Origin of the sequence: Maribacter sp. MMG018 (assembly GCF_018100785.1) — a bacterium.
In the GTDB taxonomy this organism is placed as follows: Bacteria; Bacteroidota; Bacteroidia; order Flavobacteriales; family Flavobacteriaceae; genus Maribacter.
The window spans coordinates 614914-636942 of sequence record NZ_JAGJEC010000002.1 but is presented as its reverse complement, the minus strand read 5'-3'; the positions used below and the strand labels follow the sequence as shown (position 1 = coordinate 636942).

Genomic DNA, 22029 nt, shown 5'->3' with positions numbered 1-22029 from the left:
AACTACGGCAACAAGGCCTTTCTTAAAATACTAACGGGATGCTCTGCGATTCTTTTGGTGCCATCAAAAATCTGATGCCTACAACTCGTTCCATTGGCAGCGATAAGTGTATCTGGGCCGGCTTTGGAAACAGCGGGAAAAAGTTTTAGGCCACCTACCTTCATACTGGTTTCGTAATGCTCTTTTTCATAACCAAAAGATCCTGCCATACCACAGCAACCAGAAGGTATAATGGTAACCTTATAATTCTTTGGCAGGTTCAGTACATCAAACGTTACTTTTTGATTGCTCAATGCCTTTTGATGACAATGGTTGTGGATCTTGATCTCTTTTTCCTCTTCGGTAAAGAGCGAAGCATCCAATGTGCCTTCCTCTATTTTCAAGGAAAGGAACTCTTCTACCAAAAATGAATTAGCCGCTATTTTTTCGGCCACTTCGGCATCTTGGATCATACGTTTGTACTCATCCCTAAAAGACAATATTGCCGATGGCTCCAAGCCTAAGACCGGCCATTTTTTCTCGGTATAGTCCAACAGGGCCACGGCATTTTTTTCCACCAACGATTTTGCCTGCTTTAAAAAACCTTTGGACAAAAAGGTTCTACCGCTTTCCGCATAGTACAGCGTTACATCAAAACCCAGCCCGGTCAACAGGTCGATGGCATCTTTACCAACGGAAATATCCAAATACTTGGTAAATTCATCGATATACAAAACAACTTTTTGTTTGTTTGCACTGTTCTTATTCTTAGCCTTTTGTAGGTATTTATCGAAATTAAAACTATAAACACTTGGCAAGGTTCTTTCGGGTGCCACTCCGGCAAATTTCTTAAGCACGCCCCCAAAAGATTTGGACTTATACAAGGTATTGGTAATACCTGAAAATTTACTGCCCAAACGATTTAGACCTGTATTGTAAGCAAACAATTTACCTCTTAAAGGATAGCCGTTCGCCTCTTGGTATTGGTATAAAAATTCTGCTTTTAAGGTAGCGACATCTACATTACTGGGACACTCGCTGGCACAGGCCTTGCAACTTAAGCAAAGGTCAAAAACTTCTTTTAGTTCTTTTTGATCGAACTTGTTCTTTTTATCAGAGACCGTTAAAAACTCACGTAAGGCATTGGCCCTGCCCCTTGTCGTATGTTTTTCGTCCCTTGTGGCATGAAAGCTCGGGCACATGGCACCAACGGCTTTCTCCGTCTTTCTACAATCACCCCCACCATTACATTTTTCGGCAGCCCTTAGTATACCTTGACTGTCGGAAAAATCGAGCATCGTCTCTATTTCGGGTTCTTCTCGATCCACCTCGTACCTAAGACTCTCATCCATAGGATAGGCATCGACAATTTTACCGGGGTTAAGGATACCATTAGGGTCAAAATAAGATTTTACCCTTCTCAACAGCTCGTAATTTTCTTGGCCTACCATAATAGGTATAAACTCGGCCCTAACGATACCATCGCCATGCTCTCCACTAAAAGAGCCTTTGTATTTTTTCGTCAATCTAGCGACATCGGTAGTAATATCCCTAAACATAACAACATCATCGCCTTTTTTCAGGTTTAGGATCGGACGTAGGTGCAATTCACCCGCGCCGGCGTGCGCATAATAAACAGCGGACTGTTTATAATTTGCCATTATTTGCGAAAACTCACCGATAAAAGCCTTTAAATCACTAACGGCCACCGCTGTGTCCTCTATACAGGCAACTGCCTTACGGTCGCCTACCATATTGCCCAAAAGCCCTAATCCGGCCTTTCTAAGGGTTACGGCCTTGTTTACATCGTTGCCATAAAGTACAGGGCTGGCATAACTCAAACCTGAGGTTTCGATGGTACTTTGCAATTCTTTTAACTGACTGTCCAAATCCTCTTCGGTATGGGCCTTTACCTCTAACATCAACAAAGCTGCCGGATCGCCTTCTACAAAAAATCGATTCTTTAACTGCTCTCTATTGTTCTTTGTACAATCTAAAATCACCTTGTCCATCATCTCACATAGATGCAGGTTGTGCTGCATTACCGGTGCGACATCACTAAGGCAATCTTCGAGGGTCTTATAATGTGTAACCACCATGGCGGAGAGTTTTGGGGGAAGGTCCTCCAAAGACAAAGTGACCTCTGTTGTAAATGCCAAAGTACCCTCACTACCGCTGAGCAGCTTACAGATGTTTATTTTTTCATCGGTATCGCCAAAAACATTGGTATTTAAAAGTTCGTCTATGGCATACCCCGTGTTTCTTCTATGGATCTCGGGTTTTGGAAACTCTGAAAAAATACGTTCTTGTACTTCTTTGGGCGATAACTCTTCGTATAGTTTTTTATATATGCTTCCTTCTAATGTATTCAGTTTTGTCTTTTCCTCGAATTCGGAAGTCGTCAACGCCTTGAACTCTGCCTCATTGCCGTCGGACAGAACAGTTTTTAACGATACAATTTTTTCTCTGGTAATGCCGTATTGTATAGAGGTGGTACCCGAAGAGTTGTTACCCACCATTCCCCCTATCATACAACGGTTTGCCGTAGAAGTATTGGGACCAAAAAAGAGTCCGTACGGTGCCAAATATTGATTGAGTTCGTCTCTAATTACACCAGGTTGTACCGTAATCTGTTTCTTCTTCTCGTCGAAGTCAAGAATTTTTGTAAAATACCTAGAGACATCCACCACAATGCCATCACCGACAACTTGACCTGCCAAAGAGGTACCTGCCGTACGCGGAATAAGACCCACCTTATGCTCGTTGGCAAAGGAAATAAGTTTTTTTATATCTTCTATGGTCTTCGGAAAAGCAACGGCCAACGGCTTTTTTCTATACACAGAGGCATCTGTTGCATATAAGGTTCTTGACAGTTCGTCGATTCGTAAATTTCCCTGTAGATCCTTATCTAATCGGGAGAGTAATTTAATATCCAACTTGGCACAATTTTGGTTGCTAAATTAAGTTTTATTGTTTGAGCAACAAGTTACAAAATGCTGCTTTTTGTTATAAATCTAAAAAAGGAACAGATGAAAATTTTAAATTATTTATCCGTATTAACTGTATTTATCACATTTTCAATGAATAGCCAAGAAATCTCGGACCATGCACTCGGACTGCGATTGGGGGACAGCGATGGTTTTGGGGCAGAAATATCCTATCAAAAATCCATTGGTCGTTATAACAGGGCCGAGTTTGACCTTGGCTGGAGGGACAGCAGAAACTTTGACGCCTTTAAACTGGTTGGTCTGTACCAATGGGTAAGACCCATAGAAGGTGGTTTTAACTGGTATTATGGCGTTGGAGGCGGTCTTGGTAGTGTAGACTTTGCATATGCCACCGACCCTGACGACGAAGGACTGTTTGTACTCGCTGCAGGAGATATAGGTGTTGAGTACCGTTTTGACATCCCTTTGCTACTATCTTTGGACTTTAGGCCCGAAGTAGGCGTTTTAGGCTACAGCGGTTTTTCGGATAACTTTGATTTTGATATAGGATTCGGAATCCGTTATTTGTTTTGAAAATTCTTAAGTAAATATTAAAAAAGACCTTAAGCTAATTGCCTTAGGGTCTTTTTTTTATCCTGTTAAAGAATATAATTACCTTTGTGATTCACAAAAAAATTGACATGAAAAAAATAGTACTACTTTCTTTGGGTTTCCTAACCATGCTAAGCTGCAACGAATCCTCTAATGGGTTTACCATAAACGGTTCCTTAAGGGGAGATATAGAAGATGGCACCCAAGTCTTCTTAAAAAAGATCGGTGAGGACAACCAACCTGTAGAAGTGGACACAACTATGGTCACCGGCGGTAAGTTTACCTTTAAAGGAGTGTCGGAAAAACCAGAACTACATTACTTATTTGTAGACAAAGCCAACACGTACGCCGCCCTTATCCTAGAGAACGGCGATATTGATTTCGAAGCTCAAATAGACAGTTTAGGTTTTGCAAAAATAGAAGGTACGACACAAAACGAGCTATTTTCCGACTACATGAAGCAGTCTAGGGAAATATCGCAACGTGCACAATCCATTCAGCAAGATATGCAGCATGCATCTACCTCTGGGGGTTCTCAAGAGACCATGATAGCGCTTAGAGATGAAATGCAAGAGCTACAAGAGGAATATCAAAATTTTGAAGTCGATTATATCAAAAACAACCCGAACGCTTTAATTTCTGCCTTGTTGCTAGAAAGGGCTACCGCTGCAAAAATATTGGGAAGCGAAGAAATACAAGAGCTTTACAATACTTTTACCCCTGAGGTAAAAGATTCTAAACCGGGCAAGCGTATCATCGAAAGCTTGGAAGAACTTAAAAAATCTGAAGAGCAGGCAAAAAATACCGCTATCGGTGCGAAGGCCCCAAATTTTTCGGGACCCAACCCAGACGGGGAAACCATTGCCCTGAACGATGTACTCGGAAAGGTAACCTTGATAGATTTTTGGGCGGCATGGTGCAGACCTTGTAGGGCCGAAAATCCCAACATTGTATCGGTTTATAAGAAATACCATGAAAAAGGGTTGAATGTTATTGGTGTCTCTTTGGACAAAAGTGCCGATGCTTGGAAAAAGGCTATTGCCGACGATGGCCTAGAATGGAACCATATTTCTAACATTGCCTATTTTGATGATGCCATCGCCAGGTTATATAATGTAGATGCTATTCCTGCAGCGTTTTTGTTGGATGAAAACGGTGTCATCGTTGCCAAGAACCTAAGAGGTCCTGCGTTGGAACAAAAAGTATCCGAATTATTGGATTAATTTATTGAAACGAACTATAAAAAAGCCCGAGCAGAAACTGCTCGGGCTTTTTTATTTTTAACATCAATAAGAGATAAACCCATTCTCTTATAGTCCTTTTATATTTTACCCATTTTCTCCAAAACAAAAAGAAGAACGATCGGCAATGCCAATAAAATAACCATTAAGGTATCTGTCTGCAGAAGACTTGGCATAAAGATCAAGGTGGCCAAATAGCCTCCGATGGCCCCTCCAAAATGGGCCGTATGCCCAATATTGCCCAATCTACTTTTCATACCATAAATAGAATAGAGCAAATACCCTATGCCCAAGACGTAGGCCGGTAGCGGAATCGGTATAAACATAATAACCAAACGCATATCGGGTTGCAAGAGAATGGCCGCATACAGTATACCCGTTACGGCACCACTGGCCCCTACCGCACTATAGTATGGTTCTTTTTTATGAAAGAACAGGGCCAACAAGCTTCCTGCCAACAAACTGATGAAATAGATTATAAGAAATTTGGCCTGCCCAAACCAGTTAATGACAACGTTTGCAAAAAAATACAACGTGAACATATTAAAAAACAAGTGGGCGATGTCCACATGCAAAAAACCCGAGGTAAGCATTCTTTCCTTTTGGCCACTGTTAATGGCCCCGATACTAAATTTGTACCTGTCAAAAAAATACGAATCATTGAACCCTTTAAGCGATACCAAAATATTGGCACCTATTACCACGATCGTGGCCAAATCCATATTGTACATATAAAAACCCTTACTATTGGGTTCAAATATAGCTATATTTGCCCATTATAACAGAAGGCATGCAGCTATTGGTTTTTATATTGGTCTATCCATTTTTATGGGTTATTTCAATTTTACCACATCGATTGTTCTACGGATTTTCAGACATTATTTTTTTTATTGTCTACCACATTGTTCGGTATAGGAGAAAAGTGGTCGTTAACAATTTAAAACTGGTTTTCCCCCAGAAAGACGAGAAAGAAATACACAGGATCGAAAAAGCATTCTATAAACATATGTGCGATATGTTTCTAGAAATGGTAAAAACCATGAACCTGAGCAAGGAGGATGTCAAAAAAAAATACCATGTTACCAATATTGAGCTGTTAAGGGAGCTCGAAAAAAAACGTAGCATTTTAATTGTATGCGCCCACTATGCCAATTGGGAATGGAACGTAAGTATCAACAATTATATAAATGCCAAAGGATACGGTGTCTACCAAAAAATCGGCAACCACTATTTTGACAATTTTATAAAAAAGGTAAGGGCCCGTTGGAACACCACCCTGATCACCCAACAGCAAACGGTAAAGACGGTAGTAAGAAACCTGCGAGAAGAGGTTCCAAGCGTTTACGGAATGGTCAGCGACCAATCACCACAAGCCCATAAGGCACAATATTGGGCCGAGTTTATGGGAATAAAAGTACCGGTTTTTAACGGTGCGGAAACCATGGCCAGAAAATTGGGACTTGCCGTAGTCTTCTTAAAAGTATCAAAGGTGAAAAGAGGGTATTACCAAGCGGAGTTCACCACTATTACAGAAAACGGAAAAGAAACCCAAGAGAACGAAATAACCGATACGTTTTTACGCCTAACGGAACAACAAATCAAAGAAAGGCCGGAATATTACCTGTGGACACATAGAAGATGGAAACACCGCAACAAGAAACCTGCCCATTTCGCAAAAACCTGAATATTTCCAGAATAGACACCTTATAAAAAACATTCCCCCATATTATAAATACGGGGGAATATAAAATGCGGAAAAAATCCAACGTTTATTTTCTGTCTTAAATACCGGCCACTTCCTTTATTTCATCAATAATCCTTTCTGCCAAGGCATCCGCTTCCGACTGGCTCTTAGCTTCGGTATATATTCTGATAATAGGTTCGGTATTAGATTTTCTAAGGTGCACCCAGTTTTCAGGGAAATCAATTTTTACACCGTCTATGGTAGAGATTTCCTCGTTTTTATATTTTTCTGCCATGGCCTTTAAGATGCCATCGACATCCAATTCAGGAGTCAATTGAATCTTATTTTTGCTCATGTAGTAACTTGGGTAACTTGCCCTAAGCTCTGCTACGGTCCCTCCTTTTTCTGCCATAAGCATCAAAAACAAGGCGGTACCTACCAACGAATCACGGCCATAATGGCTTTCAGGATAAATTATCCCTCCATTACCTTCTCCTCCGATTACGGCATTGTTGGCCTTCATTTTAGTTACCACATTTACCTCACCAACAGCAGACGCCTCATAAGTGCCACCGTGTTTTTCGGTGATATCCCTTAATGCCCTGGATGAAGATAAATTAGAAACGGTATTTCCTTTTGTCTTGCTTAGAACATAGTCGGCACAAGCAACCAAGGTATATTCTTCCCCGAACATTTCCCCGTCATTGCTAATAAAAGCTAACCTATCAACATCGGGATCCACTACGATTCCAAAATCTGCCTTCTCTTTTACCACCAACTCACAAATATCCGCCAAATGCTCTTTTAACGGTTCGGGATTATGAGGAAAGTGCCCCGTAGGATCACAGTACAACTTAACCACTTCCACCCCTAGTTCTTCCAATAATTTTGGTATTGCAATACCTCCGGTAGAATTAACACCGTCTACGACCACTTTAAAACCGGCCTTTTTAATGACCTCCGCATCTACCAAAGAAAGATCCAACACTTCATCTATGTGTACATCTATATAACTATCGTTCTTGATAATTTCACCCAGATCATCTACCTCAGAGAAATCAAAATCCTCTTTTTCGGCTATCTCCAATATTTTGGCACCTTGTGCGGCATCCAAAAATTCTCCCTTTTCGTTCAACAATTTCAAAGCGTTCCATTGTTTAGGGTTATGGCTGGCCGTAAGAATAATACCGCCATCGGCCTTTTCTAAAGGAACCGCAATCTCTACCGTTGGTGTAGTGGACAGATCCAAATCTATTACATCTATGCCCAAGCCTACCAAGGTAGATACGACCAAGTTTTGAATCATCTCTCCCGACAAACGGGCATCGCGACCTATAACAACTTTTAATTTATCTTTTTTCGAATAGTCTTTTAACCATATGCCGTAAGAAGCGGCAAATTTAACGGCATCGATTGGGGTTAGGTTGTCCCCAGGTTTACCTCCAATGGTACCCCTTATTCCTGAAATTGATTTTATAAGTGTCATAAATCTAATTAAGTTTTTGCAAATATAAAGTTCTAAGTGAACTTGAGTGTTTATCAATTCGTAAATTCGACCTTAAATAAACAAAACAGGATTAATGAACTTTCTTGCCCATATATATCTTTCTTTCGGGGATAAGGACATCACCATAGGAAACTTTATAGCAGACAGTATTCGCGGTAATAAATACGACCATCTACCGCAAAGGATCCAAAAGGGAATAACGTTGCATCGTCACATAGACACCTACACAGATTCACACAAGATTCCCAAAATAAGCAGCAAAAGGCTTCATAAAAACTATAGCCATTACAGCCGTGTCATCGTAGATATCTTTTACGATCATTATTTGGCCAAAAACTGGACCGAGTACTCCGACACCCCCCTAGAAATATTCGTGGACAATTTTTACGACCAATTAGAAGAAAACTATGCTATTTTGCCCGATGGCGTAAAAAGAATGATGCCTTATATGATTTCTGACAACTGGCTAGTCAATTATGCCAATATGGAAGGGATTTCGAAGGTATTGAACGGCATGAACCGAAGAACGAAAAACAAATCTAAAATGAACTTTGCCATTTTGGACCTAGAAGAGCATTATGCTGATTTCGAAAAAGAGTTTACTATGTTTTTTGAAGAATTGATTATATTTTCAAAGCAAAAATTTAAGTCCCTATAATTTTAATGACCACACCTAACAATTACCCAGTTTTATGAAAAAAATTACCGCCCTCTTTTTACTGCTTTTAGTTTTTACACATTGTAAAAAATCACCTCCGGCACCAACAGGCCTGGTCACCGATAAGGCCATGGTAGTATCTGCCCGCGAAGAGGCCTCAAAGATCGGGGTGGAAATCATGAAAAAAGGAGGAAACGCCTTTGATGCCATGGTCGCAACCGAAATGGCCCTGGTAGTCGCCTACCCTTTCGCCGGTAATTTAGGCGGTGGCGGATTTATGGTCTACAGAAAAGCGGACGGTGATGTTGGAGGATTGGACTATAGGGAAAAAGCCCCTTTAAGCGGCCACAAAGACATGTACCTAGATTCTTTAGGAAACGTAATTCCGAACAAAAGTACTTTGGGGGCCACCGCTGTTGGTGTACCGGGAACCGTTGCCGGAATCATAGAAGTCCATAAAAAATTTGGTTCGCTCCCCTTAAAGGAAATTTTTGAACCTGTTATCGCCTTGGCCGAAAAAGGAGTGGTAGTAACCGCCAACCAAGAAAGAAGATTGGCAAGCCAAAGAGAAAAATTTATCGAGGTAAATGGCGACAGCACAAAATTTGCCAAAGAATACAAACAAGGGGATGTAATAAAGTACCCGGCCTTGGCAAATACCATGCGAAGAATTGCAGCACACGGAAGAGACGGATTTTACAAAGGGGAAACGGCTCAAAAATTAGCGGCTTTCATACAAGAGAAAGGCGGGTATATTACCGAGGAAGACCTTGAAAAATACCAAGCGGTATGGAGACAGCCCATTATCTTTAATTACAAGGACCTGAAAATTATTTCTATGAGCCCCCCTAGCAGCGGAGGCGTCACCATGAATCAGATCTTTAAAATGATAGAGCCCTACGATCTGGCCTCGTATGGCCACATTTCCGCCAAAACGGTCCAATTGTTTACCGAGGCGGCACGTAGAGCCTATGCGGACAGAAATTATTATTTGGGAGATCCCGATTTTGTCGACATTCCATTAGATGTATTGCTCAGTGATTCTTACCTGCGAGATCGAATGGATAATTTTTCTTTTGACAAGGCAACCAAATCTTCGGAAGTAGAACGCGGAAATGTTGAAATAATAGAAAGTATGGAAACCACCCACTACTCTATCGTAGATGCCGAGGGAAATGCTGTTTCGGTGACCACTACCTTGAACGGTGCCTACGGTTCAAAATTATATTCGGACGAACTAGGGTTTTTCTTGAACAATGAAATGGATGACTTTAGTGCAAAACCCGGAGTACCCAACATGTTTGGGTTGATCGGTGCCGAAGCAAACAGTATTGCCCCCGAAAAACGTATGTTAAGCAGTATGACACCCACCATCGTAGAAAAAGAAGGTAAGCCATGGTTGGTGGTCGGTACACCTGGAGGCTCTACGATAATAACAGCAGTGGCCCAAACAATTTTAAATGCGTACGAGTTCAATATGAGTATGCAAGAGGCGGTCAATGCTCCCCGCTTTCACCATCAGTGGCTACCCGACATGGTCATTTTTGAACCAAATGGTTTTCCGGACACCTTAAAAGAAGAAATGAAATCTAAAGGCTATATCATAAACGAAGACCGCACCCCGATAATCGGTAAGGTAGACGCCATTAGAATACTGCCAGATGGCCGATTGGAAGGCGGGGCAGATAAACGCGGTGATGATATGGCGGTAGGTTTTTAATACTTTTGTACCATAATACCTACTCAGATCAATTATATAAAATGATAAAAAAATTACTTAGAATACTAGGGGTCATACTTGTTTTGGCCATCATCGCCTTTGGTGTTATCTATGCCGTATATAACGAACCAATGCCAGAGGGACGATCGGGCCCGGAAGCGGACGCCTTGGCCGAAAAAATGTTGAATTCCCTGAATTATGGCAAATTTGAAAACACCCGTTTTCTGGAATGGTCGTTTAGGGATGGTGCCCATCTTTATAAATGGGACCGAAAAAATAGGACGGTCGAGGTACAATGGGACGATTATAGGGTAGATCTGGATTTGATCGCACCTGACTCTAGCATAGGATACAAAAACGGTACAAGACTCGACACTAAAGAGAATGAGAAACTGGTAGCCGACGCCATAGACAAATTCAACAATGATTCTTTTTGGCTGATAGCGCCCTACAAGGTTTTTGACGAAGGAGTAGAAAGACGGGTAGTTCCCCTAGAAAATGGCTTAGAGGGACTTCTGGTAACCTATACAAGTGGAGGATCCACACCCGGCGATTCTTACTTATGGATATTACAGCCCAATGGTTTTCCAAAAAGTTTTAAGCTATGGGTAAAAATTATACCCATTGGAGGTGTAGAAGCTTCTTGGGACGATTGGTTGGTTACCGACAGTGGTGCTTTTTTACCCAAATCACACATTATGGGTCCCCTGGAATTTTCTATGGGAGACGTTAGGGGATACAATCACTAGAATTACAATTCTCCATTTCGTTTTAATAACTTGGTGGGTATTTTAATAAAACTATACGTATGGAAATCAAGCTCCTGTCCGAACAAGAAGTAACCGATGATCTACAAAAGCAATTATCAGAACTGTACCTTCAGCTAAATGGAGAAATAAAGCAGCTTTCATTAAACACGATATTCGAACGCCCAGACGATATAGATATCGCTACTTGTTTTGATGGCGGTTCACTGATCGGTATTGCCATGATGGCAAATTACAAGGTGGTATCCGGGCACAAGGGAATGATAGAAGATGTGGTTGTATCTGACAAGCACCGGGGAAAAGGTATTGGACGTCAGCTTATGGAAAAATTATTGGAGCAGGCCAAAAAAAGAAAACTCAACGATGTTCTTTTATTTAGCGGACACCATAGAACGGCAGCCATCAATCTATATAAAAGCTTAGGTTTTACACTAAAGAACAGTGGTCTTTATGTAAAGAAACTTATGTAACCATAGCTCTACAGAACGATCAAACCTTTTTTACGTGTTGCAATTGATTTTTAAGTTCTTGCATCGACTCTTGTAATTGTCGCAAGAGACCGCTATCGGTACTGGCGTCTACATTAAAGGTTATTTTACTGCTTACCTCCCATATTTCTTGAATCAGAAAAGGCTTAATATCGTATGGCGGATAGGTTTCGTTCAACGAAACCAAGGTTATATTATTTGAATTTGGTCTTTTTTCAATCTTTTTCACCATGACAGAATCTTGCAACACCACAACATACATCTTGTTTGGGCTTACATGATCTATATGCTCAATGGCCCTGGCCAAAACCCACTCGCCAGGATGCAAATTTGGCAACATACTATCCCCTTCTACCTGAAACCCCCTGTACGTGGCGTTTCTAAATTCGGGTATGGGCAAGTCAAAAGCGGGCAATTGTCGGTACCAACTGGTATCGGAAATATTTTGGGGATACCCCGCCGCCGCTTTCGCATTTACCAACACCATATTCTCGTTTTCAGAACTATCTACGGTAACTACTTTCGGAATTACACTGGTCTGCGAGGTTTCCAAATACTTGTTTTCACTTTCACCGAACAACCATAGAGGATTTATTTTAAACTGGCGAAGTAGTTCGGAAACCACCTTACCGGACAACTTGGTTCGCCCCCGCTCTATATCCGCCGTTGTGTTCGAAACCCCTATAAGCGCGGCAAATTCAGCTTGGGTATACCCTAACTCCCTCCTTATTTCCGTAAATCTTTTTAACGTAAGCTCATTTTCCATATTCAAATATAACAAATATGGATTATATCCAAAATAATATTTGGATTATTTCCATAATTAGGAATATATCCATATTTTTGGAATAATTACAACTACTATGAATTTTGAGCGAATAAAAGAAAAACTGAACATTCTTGCCGATGCCGCCAAATACGATGTATCGTGTTCTAGCAGCGGAAGCAACCGTAAGAACAAGGACAAAGGCCTTGGAAATGCCAGCAATGGCATATGTCACACCTATACCGAAGATGGCAGGTGTGTTTCATTATTAAAGATTCTTTTGACCAACCATTGCATTTTTGATTGCGCCTATTGTGTAACCAGAAAAAGTAACGATATAAAACGTGCCGCGTTCAAGATTCAAGAAGTAGTGGACCTTACCATTAACTTTTACAGAAGAAATTATATAGAGGGATTGTTTTTGAGTTCGGGGATTTTTAAAAACCCCGACTATACCATGGAGCGGTTGATCGCAGTTGCCAAAAAGTTACGTGAAGAAGAAAATTTCAATGGTTACATTCATTTAAAGTCCATACCCGGTGCTAGCGATGAACTAATGTACGAGGCCGGACTGTATGCGGACCGTTTGTCGGTCAACATAGAAATCCCCACAATTTCCGGTCTTAAACTGTTGGCACCTGATAAAAAACATGAAGATTTTGCCAAGCCCATGCTTAAGGTCAGAAATGAGATCATACGCCATAAGAACGAAAAAAAACTGATCAAGAGCACTCCTAAATATGCGCCTGCAGGGCAAAGCACACAAATGATCGTAGGGGCCACGGGCGAATCGGACAAAGATGTCATGTATTCCGCGACTTACTTCTATAAAAAATTCAACATGAAACGGGTGTATTATTCGGGTTATGTACCGGTTATGAAAGATGCCCGTTTACCTTCTATAGGCACACAGGTTCCTATGCTAAGGGAAAATAGGTTGTACCAAACGGATTGGTTGCTTCGTTTTTATGGTTTTTCGGTAAACGAAATATTGAACGACCACCACCCCAATCTTGATATTGATGTAGACCCTAAACTGAGTTGGGCCTTAAGGAACCTGCACCACTTTCCCGTAGACATCAATACTGCCGACAAACGTATGTTGGCACGCATTCCCGGTATTGGAATGAGGTCTGTGCATAAAATAATGAATGGGCGCAAGTACAGAAAATTGAACTGGGAACACCTTAAAAATATGGGTGTGGCCCTAAACCGAGCCAAATATTTTATTGTCTGCAACTCTAGGTATTGGGAAAGAAGAGACCTAGACTCGGAACGTATAAAAGGAATGATACTACAAAATTCTACCGGAAAATTTAGAAACCAATATAGCAATCAACTATCATTATTTAGTTAAAACCGTACCTTATGGACACAACAAAATCGCTTATATACGACGGAAGTTTCAATGGTTTTTTGACCGCAGTTTTTGTAGGCTTTGAACAAAAATTGTCCCATGCCGACATTCAGTGCAACCAACGGGCACAGAACGGGCTGTTTTCTCAAACCGAAACCATTTTCACCAATATAAACAAGGCGAAAAGGGTTTGGAACGGCGTAAAAAAAAGAAGTAGTTCGGCTATTAAAAGCATTTATTTTGCTTTTTTGAGCAGACAAGAAGGTATAGAGCCCCTACTCTATTATTATATTCAGAAACTCATGGGTTCCATAGAAAACAAGGGAACCGATTTCTCCGATGACTATGTATTAAAAATAAACCAATTGGCCCACAAGGTAGGTCGGGAAAAACATAGAATGGAAGCATTTGTACGTTTTCAGAAGACAAAAGACGATGTTTATTTTGCAAATATTGAACCCGATTATGACGTAATTCCACTTATCTCTAAACATTTTAGAAACCGTTATGCCGACCAGGCCTGGATAATCTATGATGTAAAACGAAGCTATGGGCTTTATTATAATTTAGATACGGTAGAGTTGATCTCATTAGATTTGACAGATGCGCATGTAAACAGCATTAATAAGAGCAATGCCTTTACCAATGAAGAATACCAATATCAGGATTTATGGAACAATTATTTTAACAGCACCAACATTAAATCAAGAATAAACAAAAAACTACATACCCAACACGTACCAAAACGGTATTGGAAATACTTAAGCGAAAAGAAAGAAGCCGTTTAAAAAACGACTTCCAAACAAATCTTAGGTTTATTTACGTGAGAAGCAATAAATTCTATTTGCTTTTGGTACCTACAAAATGATCGCTCTTATTCTTAAAAAGCACATTAAAACTTGTTAAGCTTCCATAAATGCGGGTAATGTATTGCTGGAGGTCCACCTTTTCTTGATCATCCAGATTTTTACTGGAATTTATTTTCTGTTCCATTACACGTATTCGATCTCTTACCATCACTATTTTATGAAAAAAGGTATCGATGGGCATTTCTTTATTGGCCATGGCATCCCCAGGTTCCAAGATGAGCTTACCCCCTCTCCATTTATCTGAAATCGCCACTTTTTCATGCGTATCGCTCCATTTTTCCAATATTTTAACCAATGAACTTTCTACATCGAAAAAACTTACGGAATCCACCTCGGACTCTATCGCCTCTATCACTTCAAAATCAGCATCTATATCAATGGTTTCCAGTCCTGCATCCATAAAAGTCACCCAATAATATTGAGATGAAACATTGGTTACCACACCTTTACCATATTCCGGATGTTCTATTCTAGATCCGATTCCTAACAATTTCATAGCATCATTTTTTAAAATTATTTTTCGCTAATTTATAATGTCTTTTGCACAGCGCCAATATGATCATTATATTATCACCAATTTTTATGATGGTACAATTTCGTTCAAAGAATATTTGAAACACCGATTTTTCTTCAATATGTATTTCTTCGATCAAAAAACCATCAAACAAACCTATGATTATGAGAAATTTAAGTTTTGCCCTACTACTCCTTATAGCGATCGGATGCGGAAAAGCTAAAAAAGAACAGGCAATAGAAACAAAAGAGCCCAAACAACTAAAAGCGCTGATCATTGACGGGCAAAACAATCATTACATATGGCCAAAGGCTACTATGATGATGAAAAGTTATTTAGAGGAAACAGGCCTTTTTAAAGTAGATATCCACAGAATGGATTCGGTCTGGTTAGGTATTAAATACAACGAATCAAGGCCTGAACCTTATACCATGTTCATTGAAAAATATCCTCTGGACAGTACCAAATACAAAACATCTAGCCAGCCCATAAAAACATCTACATTTTCTATAGACTTTAGTCAATACGATCTTATTGTATCTAATTTAGGTGCCGAATCTGCCCTATGGCCCGAGGATACCCGAAAAAACTTTGAAAAATACCTTTCCAATGGCGGAGGCTTTGTAGTTGTACATGCCGCCAACAATGCATGGGGAGAATGGGAAGAGTTCAACAAAATGATAGGATTGGGAGCATGGGGAGGCAGAGATAGCAGTAACGGCCCTTATGTATATTATAACGATAAAGGCGAGTTAATACACGATGATTCTGAAGGGGTATGTGGGTCACATGGTCCGGAATATGAATTTACGCTAACCACAAGGGCCCCGGAACACCCAATCATGAACGGGATTCCGAATGAGTGGCTACATACACAAGATGAACTTTATGAACGTATGCGCGGACCGTTTGAAAATGCCACTATTTTGGCTACCGCGTATGCCGATGTAGAAAAAAATGCTCCGCCCTGGGACCCCTCCGTTAAAGGGCTGGGGCAACATGTTCCTATGTTAATGGCCATAGATTACGGTAAAGGACACGTTTTTCATACCACCTTGGGCCATTTCGACTATTCTTTGGAATGTGTTGGTTTTATCACCACTTTTCAAAGAGGTGCGGAGTGGGCAGCTACCGGAAACGTTACCCAAAAAATTCCGGCCGATTTTCCTACCCAAGACAACTCATCATCTAGAAAATGGCAAGACTAGTCCGGTTAATCTTGGTCTACTCATTTTGTGATGTATTCGTACACCCTTTTCGTTTTCTAGTGTCTATGAGGTATATGATTTTCCATGTTCCGTTTTCTTTTAGCAACTGAAAAGAATTAACACCGCAATGGCTTAGTTCTCCATTTAGCCAGAACTCGTAGGGTGTCCATGCATGGGCCATAATGCCATCTTGGTGTATGGAATACCCCTTTAATTTCTCTTGAAATGAAATGGAATCGGGTATACTTACAATCGACTTTACCAGATTCTCGAAATTTGCCGTTCGAAGTATTGTTTTACCTTCTTTATCTTGACCAATGGTCTGTAAAATAATCTCTGGGGTTACCACATTTTTCATTCCAACCGAATCTTGGGCATGAAAAGACTCAAAAAAAGAATCAATGGTTTTTTGCACCTTTATCTCTTCTTCTGACTGCCCAAATAAACCAATGGTTGCCATCAACGAAATAAGTAATACCGTGTTCTTCAAATCTAAATTGTTATCGGGTTATACATTAAAGGTAAACATAAAAAACGCAATAGGTTCAATGCTCCCAAAATGTTCTATATCAACAAAACTCATTACTTTTGTTAAGATCAAATTATAACATATGTCTACCGCAAAAAAAGAGTACAAAAGAGTAACCGTTAAATCATTGGTGGAAATGAAAAGTCATGGAGAAAAAATATCCATGCTTACCGCTTATGATTACTCCATGGCCAAAATCGTGGATGCAGCCAATGTGGATGTGATTTTAGTTGGAGATTCGGCAAGTAATGTAATGGCCGGTCACGAAACTACACTACCCATTACGCTGGATCAAATGATCTATCACGCATCATCGGTAATTAGGGCGGTAAAAAGAGCATTGGTGGTTGTAGACCTTCCGTTTGGAAGTTACCAAAGCGACCCTAAGGAAGCCTTGCGTTCCGCAATTAGAATTATGAAAGAAAGTGGAGCGCATGCTGTAAAGGTAGAAGGCGGAACGGAAATAAAGGAATCGGTTAAACGTATTCTCGCAGCCGGTATACCCGTTATGGGGCACTTGGGGCTTACACCACAGTCTATCTATAAATTTGGCACCTATACCGTTAGGGCCAAAGAAGAAGAAGAGGCGAACAAATTAATGGAAGATGCCCTAATGCTAGAAAAATTAGGCTGTTTCGGAATTGTTCTTGAAAAAATACCGGCAAATCTTACCAAAAAAGTATCTGAAAGCCTTACCATACCCACCATTGGGATCGGAGGCGGAAAATATGCGGACGGGCAAGTATTGGTAGTTCACGACCTATTGGGTATGACCCATGAGTTCAACCCTAGATTTCTTAGAAGGTACATGAACCTGTACGAAGAAATGGGAAATGCTATCGGAAACTATGTTAAGGATGTAAAAAGCATGGATTTTCCGAGTGATGATGAACAATATTAGATTTTGATGGATTTAAAGCGGCCCATTATCCTAAAAAGAGTTTTGATCATTACCTTGATACTCTTGAATATTGGCTGCGACCAAATATCTAAAAAAGTGGTTCGGAACAATGTAGAGAGCCACGATTATATTCCGTTGATCCAAGATCATTTTATTTTAACAAATATCGAGAACAAAGGAGCTATGCTAGGATTTGGGGAGAACTTCCCTCCTATGGCTAAAGTAATTTTACTGCAAGGACTACCATTATTGGTGCTGTTGGTTTTATTACATAGAACATTGACTAAAAAGAATTTGAACAAATGGATGGTGCTGGCTTTTGCATTTGTTATCGGTGGAGGCCTCGGCAACCTAATTGACCGCATTATACTCGGATCTGTCACAGATTTCTTTCAAATACGTGCAGGTATATTTAAGACCGGAATATTCAATGTAGCCGATATGGCCGTAACATTTGGGGTTATATTGATTTTGTTATTGAATATTAGTAGAAAAAAACAATCGATATAGCTACAGATGGCGCATAGCAAACCCATACACTCCAACGTAAAAAACCTTCAGGTCCTACATGAAGACAACCATATTATCGTAGTAAATAAAAGACCTGGCGACATCGTACAAGGAGACAAGACCGGAGATACCCCCTTAAGTGAAATCGTAAAACAATACCTCAAAATAAAGTATAACAAGCCTGGCAATGTATATTTGGGAGTGGTACATAGATTAGACCGCCCAACATCGGGACTCGTGGTCTTTGCCAAGACCTCTAAGGTCTTGCCCAGGTTAAATAAGCTATTCGCAGAAAAAGAGGCCAAAAAAACCTACTGGGCCATTGTAAAAAAAACGCCTCCAAAAACCGAGGATACCTTGATTCATTGGTTAAAAAGAAACCCTAAACAGAATAAATCGTACGCACACGTTAAAGAGGTGAACGACAGTAAAAAAGCCATTCTGGACTATAGGGTCTTAAAAAAACTTGATTCCTATTACTTACTGGAAGTAAATTTAAAAACAGGAAGACACCATCAAATAAGATCACAACTATCCGGTATAGGATGCCCCATTAAAGGGGATTTAAAATACGGGTTCGACCGAAGTAATAAAGATGGCAGTATTCACCTGCATGCCAGAAAATTATCGTTTGTACACCCCGTTAAAAAAGAACCTATTACGATAACAGCTCCATTACCTAAAGACCCCGTCTGGAACGCCTGTGTTTAATTTCGTATTTTTAGAATACTAAACACTCCTTAACATGTTAAAAAAAGCAAGAATTCTTGCCGCCTTTATTTTAATAAGTAGCTGCGGTAGCTACAATTCTATAGATACTTTCTACAATGCACATAAAAACGATGATCAGGTTACGGCCATACGTGTCCCCCAATTTATGTTAACGCTGATAAGTGGTATTTCTCCAGAAATGCAATCGTTGGTCGGCACCACAAAAGATTTAAGGTACATGCAATTTTCTAGTCCTACCCCTGCAAAAACCGACTTTCTAAATAAACAAATGAATGGTATTACCGGCAACTCGTTTATAGAGATCTATAGAAAAAACAATGAACTAAAAAGAAATGTTGTTTCGATTAGGGAAAAAAGAAATACCGTAAAAGAAATTTTGATATACAACAATAATGGCCAAACAGGCTCTTTTCTTTATTTTAATGGAAATTTTGACCCCGTGAAAGTACGGGACATGGCCAAGAACAACCAATTTGAAAACTTAGGTAACGAGTTTATTAACCAGTATACCCAAGACTCCAATACCAATTAGCCGCCTATAGTTTTTCTTGTCTTTTTTTTAGAGGAGCGAAAGCTTTCTATAACAACGGAACTTAGGATCAAAATACCACCAAAAATAGTGGCTAACCCGGGTATTTCCTTTAAAAAGAAGACTCCTATCAAAATACCGTACACAGGCTGTACACTGCTCAGAATACTTACGGTAGTAATGCTAAAGTTCTTAAACGTCATTAAAAACAAGGTATGTCCGGCAGCTGTAGTCACCACTGCCAAAGTCAACAATCCCGGCCAGTGCCCTATTACGTCCTCAAAATCCGCTGTAAAAAGAACTGGAATTAAAATTATTCCGATAATGGCCGTTTGATATACCATTAAGGTGGAACCTTGGTATCTTTTTATTTTAGATTTTAATATCAAATTTCTCAATGCATATGCCAGTGCAGAAATCAAACCCATGAAAATTGCCAGGGTATTTGAATCCGCCATATCAAAATTAGGACTAAGAAAATAAACTCCCGCTAAGACTAATCCTCCCAAAACAATATGCATCTTTTGAAATTTGGTCTTAAGAACTATCGGCTCTAAAAAAGCGGTAATGACCGGGTAGGTAAAAAGAGATAGCATTCCAATGGCTACACTGGACCATTGCAATGCATAAAAATAGAACAGCCAATGGGCCGCCATTAAAAGACCGCTTAAAACAACAATAAAAATATCGGCTTTATGGATTCTTAAGGATATTCCCCTCCATCTACAATATAGATATAGAATACTGAACGCCAGTATACCCCTTACACCTATGGTTACGGGAACAGGAAGATCAACATATCTGCCCAATGGCCCCGACGTGCTTATCAAAAGCATCGCCAAATTAATTTCCAACAGATTTGTAAGGTGAGAACGTGGCATGGCTTATCTGGTCTGTTCCAACGCCTTTTCCCTTATTATCTGTGAAACGGGCTTGTTCTCTAAATGGCTTTCCAGCCAAGAAATTATGTCCAGGTAAAGAAAAGCTCTTTTTTCATATGGATGGTCTTCATACTTTTTGAGCTCGGTATGTAATTTTTTAAACTCCGCCCTAAGCTCGTTCGGATAAATACCCCCTAAATTCCTTAAGAACTTGATCATTTCTTTTTGAACGGCATGCATATCGTTCATTTTAAGCAAGAACTTATAGGTACTTTTTAATTGTACTTCCAAATGATAATCCATACCCGCTTCATAATGCGCTACCAAACTTAATACCCTGGCAAAACACATTAGATCCTCCCTCATTTTAAGATTCTTATTATCTATAATTTTCTTAAGATAGACAATACAGGTTTTATTATCACCGATTCCAAAATACAAACAAGCAATTTTGTAATACAAAACCATTACATGGTGAACATCAATACGGTCTTTGTGCTTGTTAATGCCATACTCCACTATTTTAACCAGATAAAGACCTTTTTCAAAAGTTCCTTCCAGAAAATGAAGGTTCAGTTTATTGGCATTGAGATAAAGAAAGGCCAACGAATTTATATTATCGTTTTTTGGAAAATTCTTTTCTTTCAAGACCACTTCAAGTTTTTGAAGTGTTTCTTTAAATAAAGAGCTGTATTTTACATAGAATAAAGATTCTAACAAATAATGGTTTCCTTTTAGAAAGAATACCGGGTTTAGATAGATCATTTCCTTGTTCTCATAAAAAAGATCTACCCATTTACTTGCATATTTATAGCACGAAAGAAAATCTTGTGTTAAAAAGCTATACCACAAATGAGCTTTATAAAGCCATAGTTTTTCCCTAAACCCAAGTTTCTCTATATCGATCTTTGGTAAGTGTTTTGAAAAATAGACCCTTACCTTTTGAAGGTCTTCATCACTACGAACATAGCCCACCTTTAACATCATACTATATAGTTGCATCGAAAGGTTAGACAACTTACTGGTCATCACATTTTGACCAGAAAGCTCTTTTGCCTGTACGGCAAGCTCGTTTGCACGATCGGGAATACTTCTGGTTATATATTGGGTCTCTATGATTTTTTCGAACTCTACTATTTCGTAGGCAATGTTCTTTTCTTCGTTGTCTATTGCCATAGATTTAGCCTTGTCCAAAATCTTTAGGCTCTGTTTGTACAATCCTTTTTGATAAAGAATGGTAGCAAAGTCCAATTGCTCCCTAATCTGGATCCTAACATTTTGATTGACCGGATTAAGACGCAGACTAACCAAAATTTGCTTGTAGAGATGCGCTTTTAAATTTGAAAGTTGTGCCTTTTTTACAATACCACTTTCAAGAATTATCTTTTCGTCATACCTCTTTATTTTGTCCAATAAATTGAAAAGAGCCAAAAATTTCGCATCCGCATTGACCCCCAAACGCCCCACATATAACTTAAATTGGCGCTTTTCAGATTTCGAAAGTGATTTGACCAGAACGAACAAAGCATCTTTATGCGCATTTGTCATCGTAAAAAAAAGTATTTATATTGTTCAATATCAATCTATTAAATAAGCCAAAAACTATATTAACGTTGTAAATGTTATAACTAAATTTGCATATTTCCTTAC

22 protein-coding genes are annotated in these 22029 nt (G+C 39.7%); 14 read left to right on the top strand and 8 right to left on the bottom strand.

Going from position 1 to position 22029, the window contains the following annotated elements; translation table 11 throughout:
• Positions 1 to 2: 2 nt before the first annotated feature.
• On the bottom strand, positions 3 to 2915 hold the full coding sequence (locus J8L85_RS11040; protein WP_211017222.1) for an FAD-binding and (Fe-S)-binding domain-containing protein: 2913 nt from the start codon (positions 2913 to 2915) through the stop codon (positions 3 to 5).
• 93 nt (positions 2916 to 3008) lie between these two features.
• Here J8L85_RS11040 and J8L85_RS11035 point away from each other — a divergent pair, with 93 nt between their 5' ends.
• Complete coding sequence (locus J8L85_RS11035) at positions 3009 to 3500, top strand: hypothetical protein (RefSeq protein WP_211017220.1); 492 nt, start codon at positions 3009 to 3011, stop codon at positions 3498 to 3500.
• Between the two features lie 107 nt (positions 3501 to 3607).
• Entirely contained in the window at positions 3608 to 4741 is a 1134-nt protein-coding gene (locus J8L85_RS11030) for a TlpA disulfide reductase family protein (protein WP_211017218.1), read from the top strand.
• Positions 4742 to 4839: 98 nt separating this feature from the next.
• Here the strand turns inward: J8L85_RS11030 and J8L85_RS11025 are convergent, their stop codons facing one another.
• Entirely contained in the window at positions 4840 to 5490 is a 651-nt protein-coding gene (locus tag J8L85_RS11025) for a rhomboid family intramembrane serine protease (RefSeq protein WP_211017216.1), read from the bottom strand.
• 38 nt (positions 5491 to 5528) lie between these two features.
• Between J8L85_RS11025 and J8L85_RS11020 the strand changes: the two genes are divergently transcribed.
• Positions 5529 to 6443 (top strand): lysophospholipid acyltransferase family protein, encoded by a 915-nt coding sequence (locus tag J8L85_RS11020; protein WP_348771753.1) that lies wholly within the window; start codon positions 5529 to 5531, stop codon positions 6441 to 6443.
• A gap of 97 nt (positions 6444 to 6540) precedes the next feature.
• Here the strand turns inward: J8L85_RS11020 and glmM are convergent, their stop codons facing one another.
• Positions 6541 to 7929: a phosphoglucosamine mutase gene (glmM, locus tag J8L85_RS11015; protein ID WP_211017214.1), complete on the bottom strand. Its 1389-nt coding sequence runs from the start codon at positions 7927 to 7929 to the stop codon at positions 6541 to 6543.
• 94 nt (positions 7930 to 8023) lie between these two features.
• Here glmM and J8L85_RS11010 point away from each other — a divergent pair, with 94 nt between their 5' ends.
• The 4 genes from J8L85_RS11010 to J8L85_RS10995 are packed head-to-tail and all read left to right on the top strand — an operon-like array spanning position 8024 to position 11565.
• Positions 8024 to 8608 carry an acyl carrier protein phosphodiesterase gene (locus tag J8L85_RS11010; protein ID WP_211017212.1) on the top strand — a complete coding sequence of 195 codons (585 nt, stop codon included), beginning with the start codon at positions 8024 to 8026 and terminating at the stop codon, positions 8606 to 8608.
• 34 nt (positions 8609 to 8642) lie between these two features.
• Positions 8643 to 10328, top strand: coding sequence for a gamma-glutamyltransferase (gene ggt / locus J8L85_RS11005; RefSeq protein ID WP_211017211.1), 1686 nt, complete (start codon positions 8643 to 8645; stop codon positions 10326 to 10328).
• A 41-nt stretch (positions 10329 to 10369) separates the two neighbouring features.
• Positions 10370 to 11077: a hypothetical protein gene (locus tag J8L85_RS11000; protein ID WP_211017210.1), complete on the top strand. Its 708-nt coding sequence runs from the start codon at positions 10370 to 10372 to the stop codon at positions 11075 to 11077.
• Between the two features lie 59 nt (positions 11078 to 11136).
• The gene (locus J8L85_RS10995) at positions 11137 to 11565 is read left to right on the top strand and encodes a GNAT family N-acetyltransferase (protein ID WP_211017209.1); all 429 of its coding nucleotides are present in this window, start codon (positions 11137 to 11139) and stop codon (positions 11563 to 11565) included.
• Positions 11566 to 11584: 19 nt separating this feature from the next.
• On the opposite strand, the gene J8L85_RS10990 is transcribed toward J8L85_RS10995, so the two are convergent.
• Entirely contained in the window at positions 11585 to 12349 is a 765-nt protein-coding gene (locus J8L85_RS10990) for a LexA family transcriptional regulator (RefSeq protein ID WP_211017208.1), read from the bottom strand.
• A 97-nt stretch (positions 12350 to 12446) separates the two neighbouring features.
• Between J8L85_RS10990 and J8L85_RS10985 the strand changes: the two genes are divergently transcribed.
• Positions 12447 to 13706 carry a putative DNA modification/repair radical SAM protein gene (locus J8L85_RS10985; protein WP_211017207.1) on the top strand — a complete coding sequence of 420 codons (1260 nt, stop codon included), beginning with the start codon at positions 12447 to 12449 and terminating at the stop codon, positions 13704 to 13706.
• Between the two features lie 11 nt (positions 13707 to 13717).
• A complete protein-coding gene (locus J8L85_RS10980; protein ID WP_211017206.1) occupies positions 13718 to 14494 on the top strand; it encodes a TIGR03915 family putative DNA repair protein in 777 nt (258 codons plus the stop codon).
• A gap of 52 nt (positions 14495 to 14546) precedes the next feature.
• On the opposite strand, the gene J8L85_RS10975 is transcribed toward J8L85_RS10980, so the two are convergent.
• Positions 14547 to 15071: a hypothetical protein gene (locus tag J8L85_RS10975; protein WP_211017205.1), complete on the bottom strand. Its 525-nt coding sequence runs from the start codon at positions 15069 to 15071 to the stop codon at positions 14547 to 14549.
• 182 nt (positions 15072 to 15253) lie between these two features.
• Between J8L85_RS10975 and J8L85_RS10970 the strand changes: the two genes are divergently transcribed.
• Positions 15254 to 16297 (top strand): ThuA domain-containing protein, encoded by a 1044-nt coding sequence (locus tag J8L85_RS10970; RefSeq protein ID WP_211017203.1) that lies wholly within the window; start codon positions 15254 to 15256, stop codon positions 16295 to 16297.
• 16 nt (positions 16298 to 16313) lie between these two features.
• Here the strand turns inward: J8L85_RS10970 and J8L85_RS10965 are convergent, their stop codons facing one another.
• Positions 16314 to 16787: a nuclear transport factor 2 family protein gene (locus J8L85_RS10965; RefSeq protein ID WP_211017201.1), complete on the bottom strand. Its 474-nt coding sequence runs from the start codon at positions 16785 to 16787 to the stop codon at positions 16314 to 16316.
• A 121-nt stretch (positions 16788 to 16908) separates the two neighbouring features.
• On the opposite strand from J8L85_RS10965, the gene panB reads away from it, so the two are divergent.
• From panB to J8L85_RS10945, 4 genes are read left to right on the top strand one after another with little or no spacing between them, the layout of a single operon-like run.
• Complete coding sequence (gene panB / locus J8L85_RS10960) at positions 16909 to 17727, top strand: 3-methyl-2-oxobutanoate hydroxymethyltransferase (RefSeq protein WP_211017199.1); 819 nt, start codon at positions 16909 to 16911, stop codon at positions 17725 to 17727.
• Between the two features lie 6 nt (positions 17728 to 17733).
• Positions 17734 to 18237: a signal peptidase II gene (lspA, locus tag J8L85_RS10955; RefSeq protein ID WP_211017197.1), complete on the top strand. Its 504-nt coding sequence runs from the start codon at positions 17734 to 17736 to the stop codon at positions 18235 to 18237.
• Between the two features lie 6 nt (positions 18238 to 18243).
• Entirely contained in the window at positions 18244 to 18948 is a 705-nt protein-coding gene (locus J8L85_RS10950) for an RNA pseudouridine synthase (RefSeq protein WP_211017195.1), read from the top strand.
• Between the two features lie 34 nt (positions 18949 to 18982).
• A complete protein-coding gene (locus tag J8L85_RS10945) occupies positions 18983 to 19501 on the top strand; it encodes a DUF4252 domain-containing protein (RefSeq protein WP_211017193.1) in 519 nt (172 codons plus the stop codon).
• Here J8L85_RS10945 and J8L85_RS10940 read toward each other — a convergent pair.
• On the bottom strand, positions 19498 to 20379 hold the full coding sequence (locus J8L85_RS10940; protein WP_247656635.1) for a DMT family transporter: 882 nt from the start codon (positions 20377 to 20379) through the stop codon (positions 19498 to 19500). The genes J8L85_RS10945 and J8L85_RS10940 overlap by 4 nt on opposite strands.
• A gap of 3 nt (positions 20380 to 20382) precedes the next feature.
• Positions 20383 to 21927: a hypothetical protein gene (locus tag J8L85_RS10935; RefSeq protein ID WP_211017191.1), complete on the bottom strand. Its 1545-nt coding sequence runs from the start codon at positions 21925 to 21927 to the stop codon at positions 20383 to 20385.
• Between the last annotated feature and the right edge of the window lie 102 nt (positions 21928 to 22029).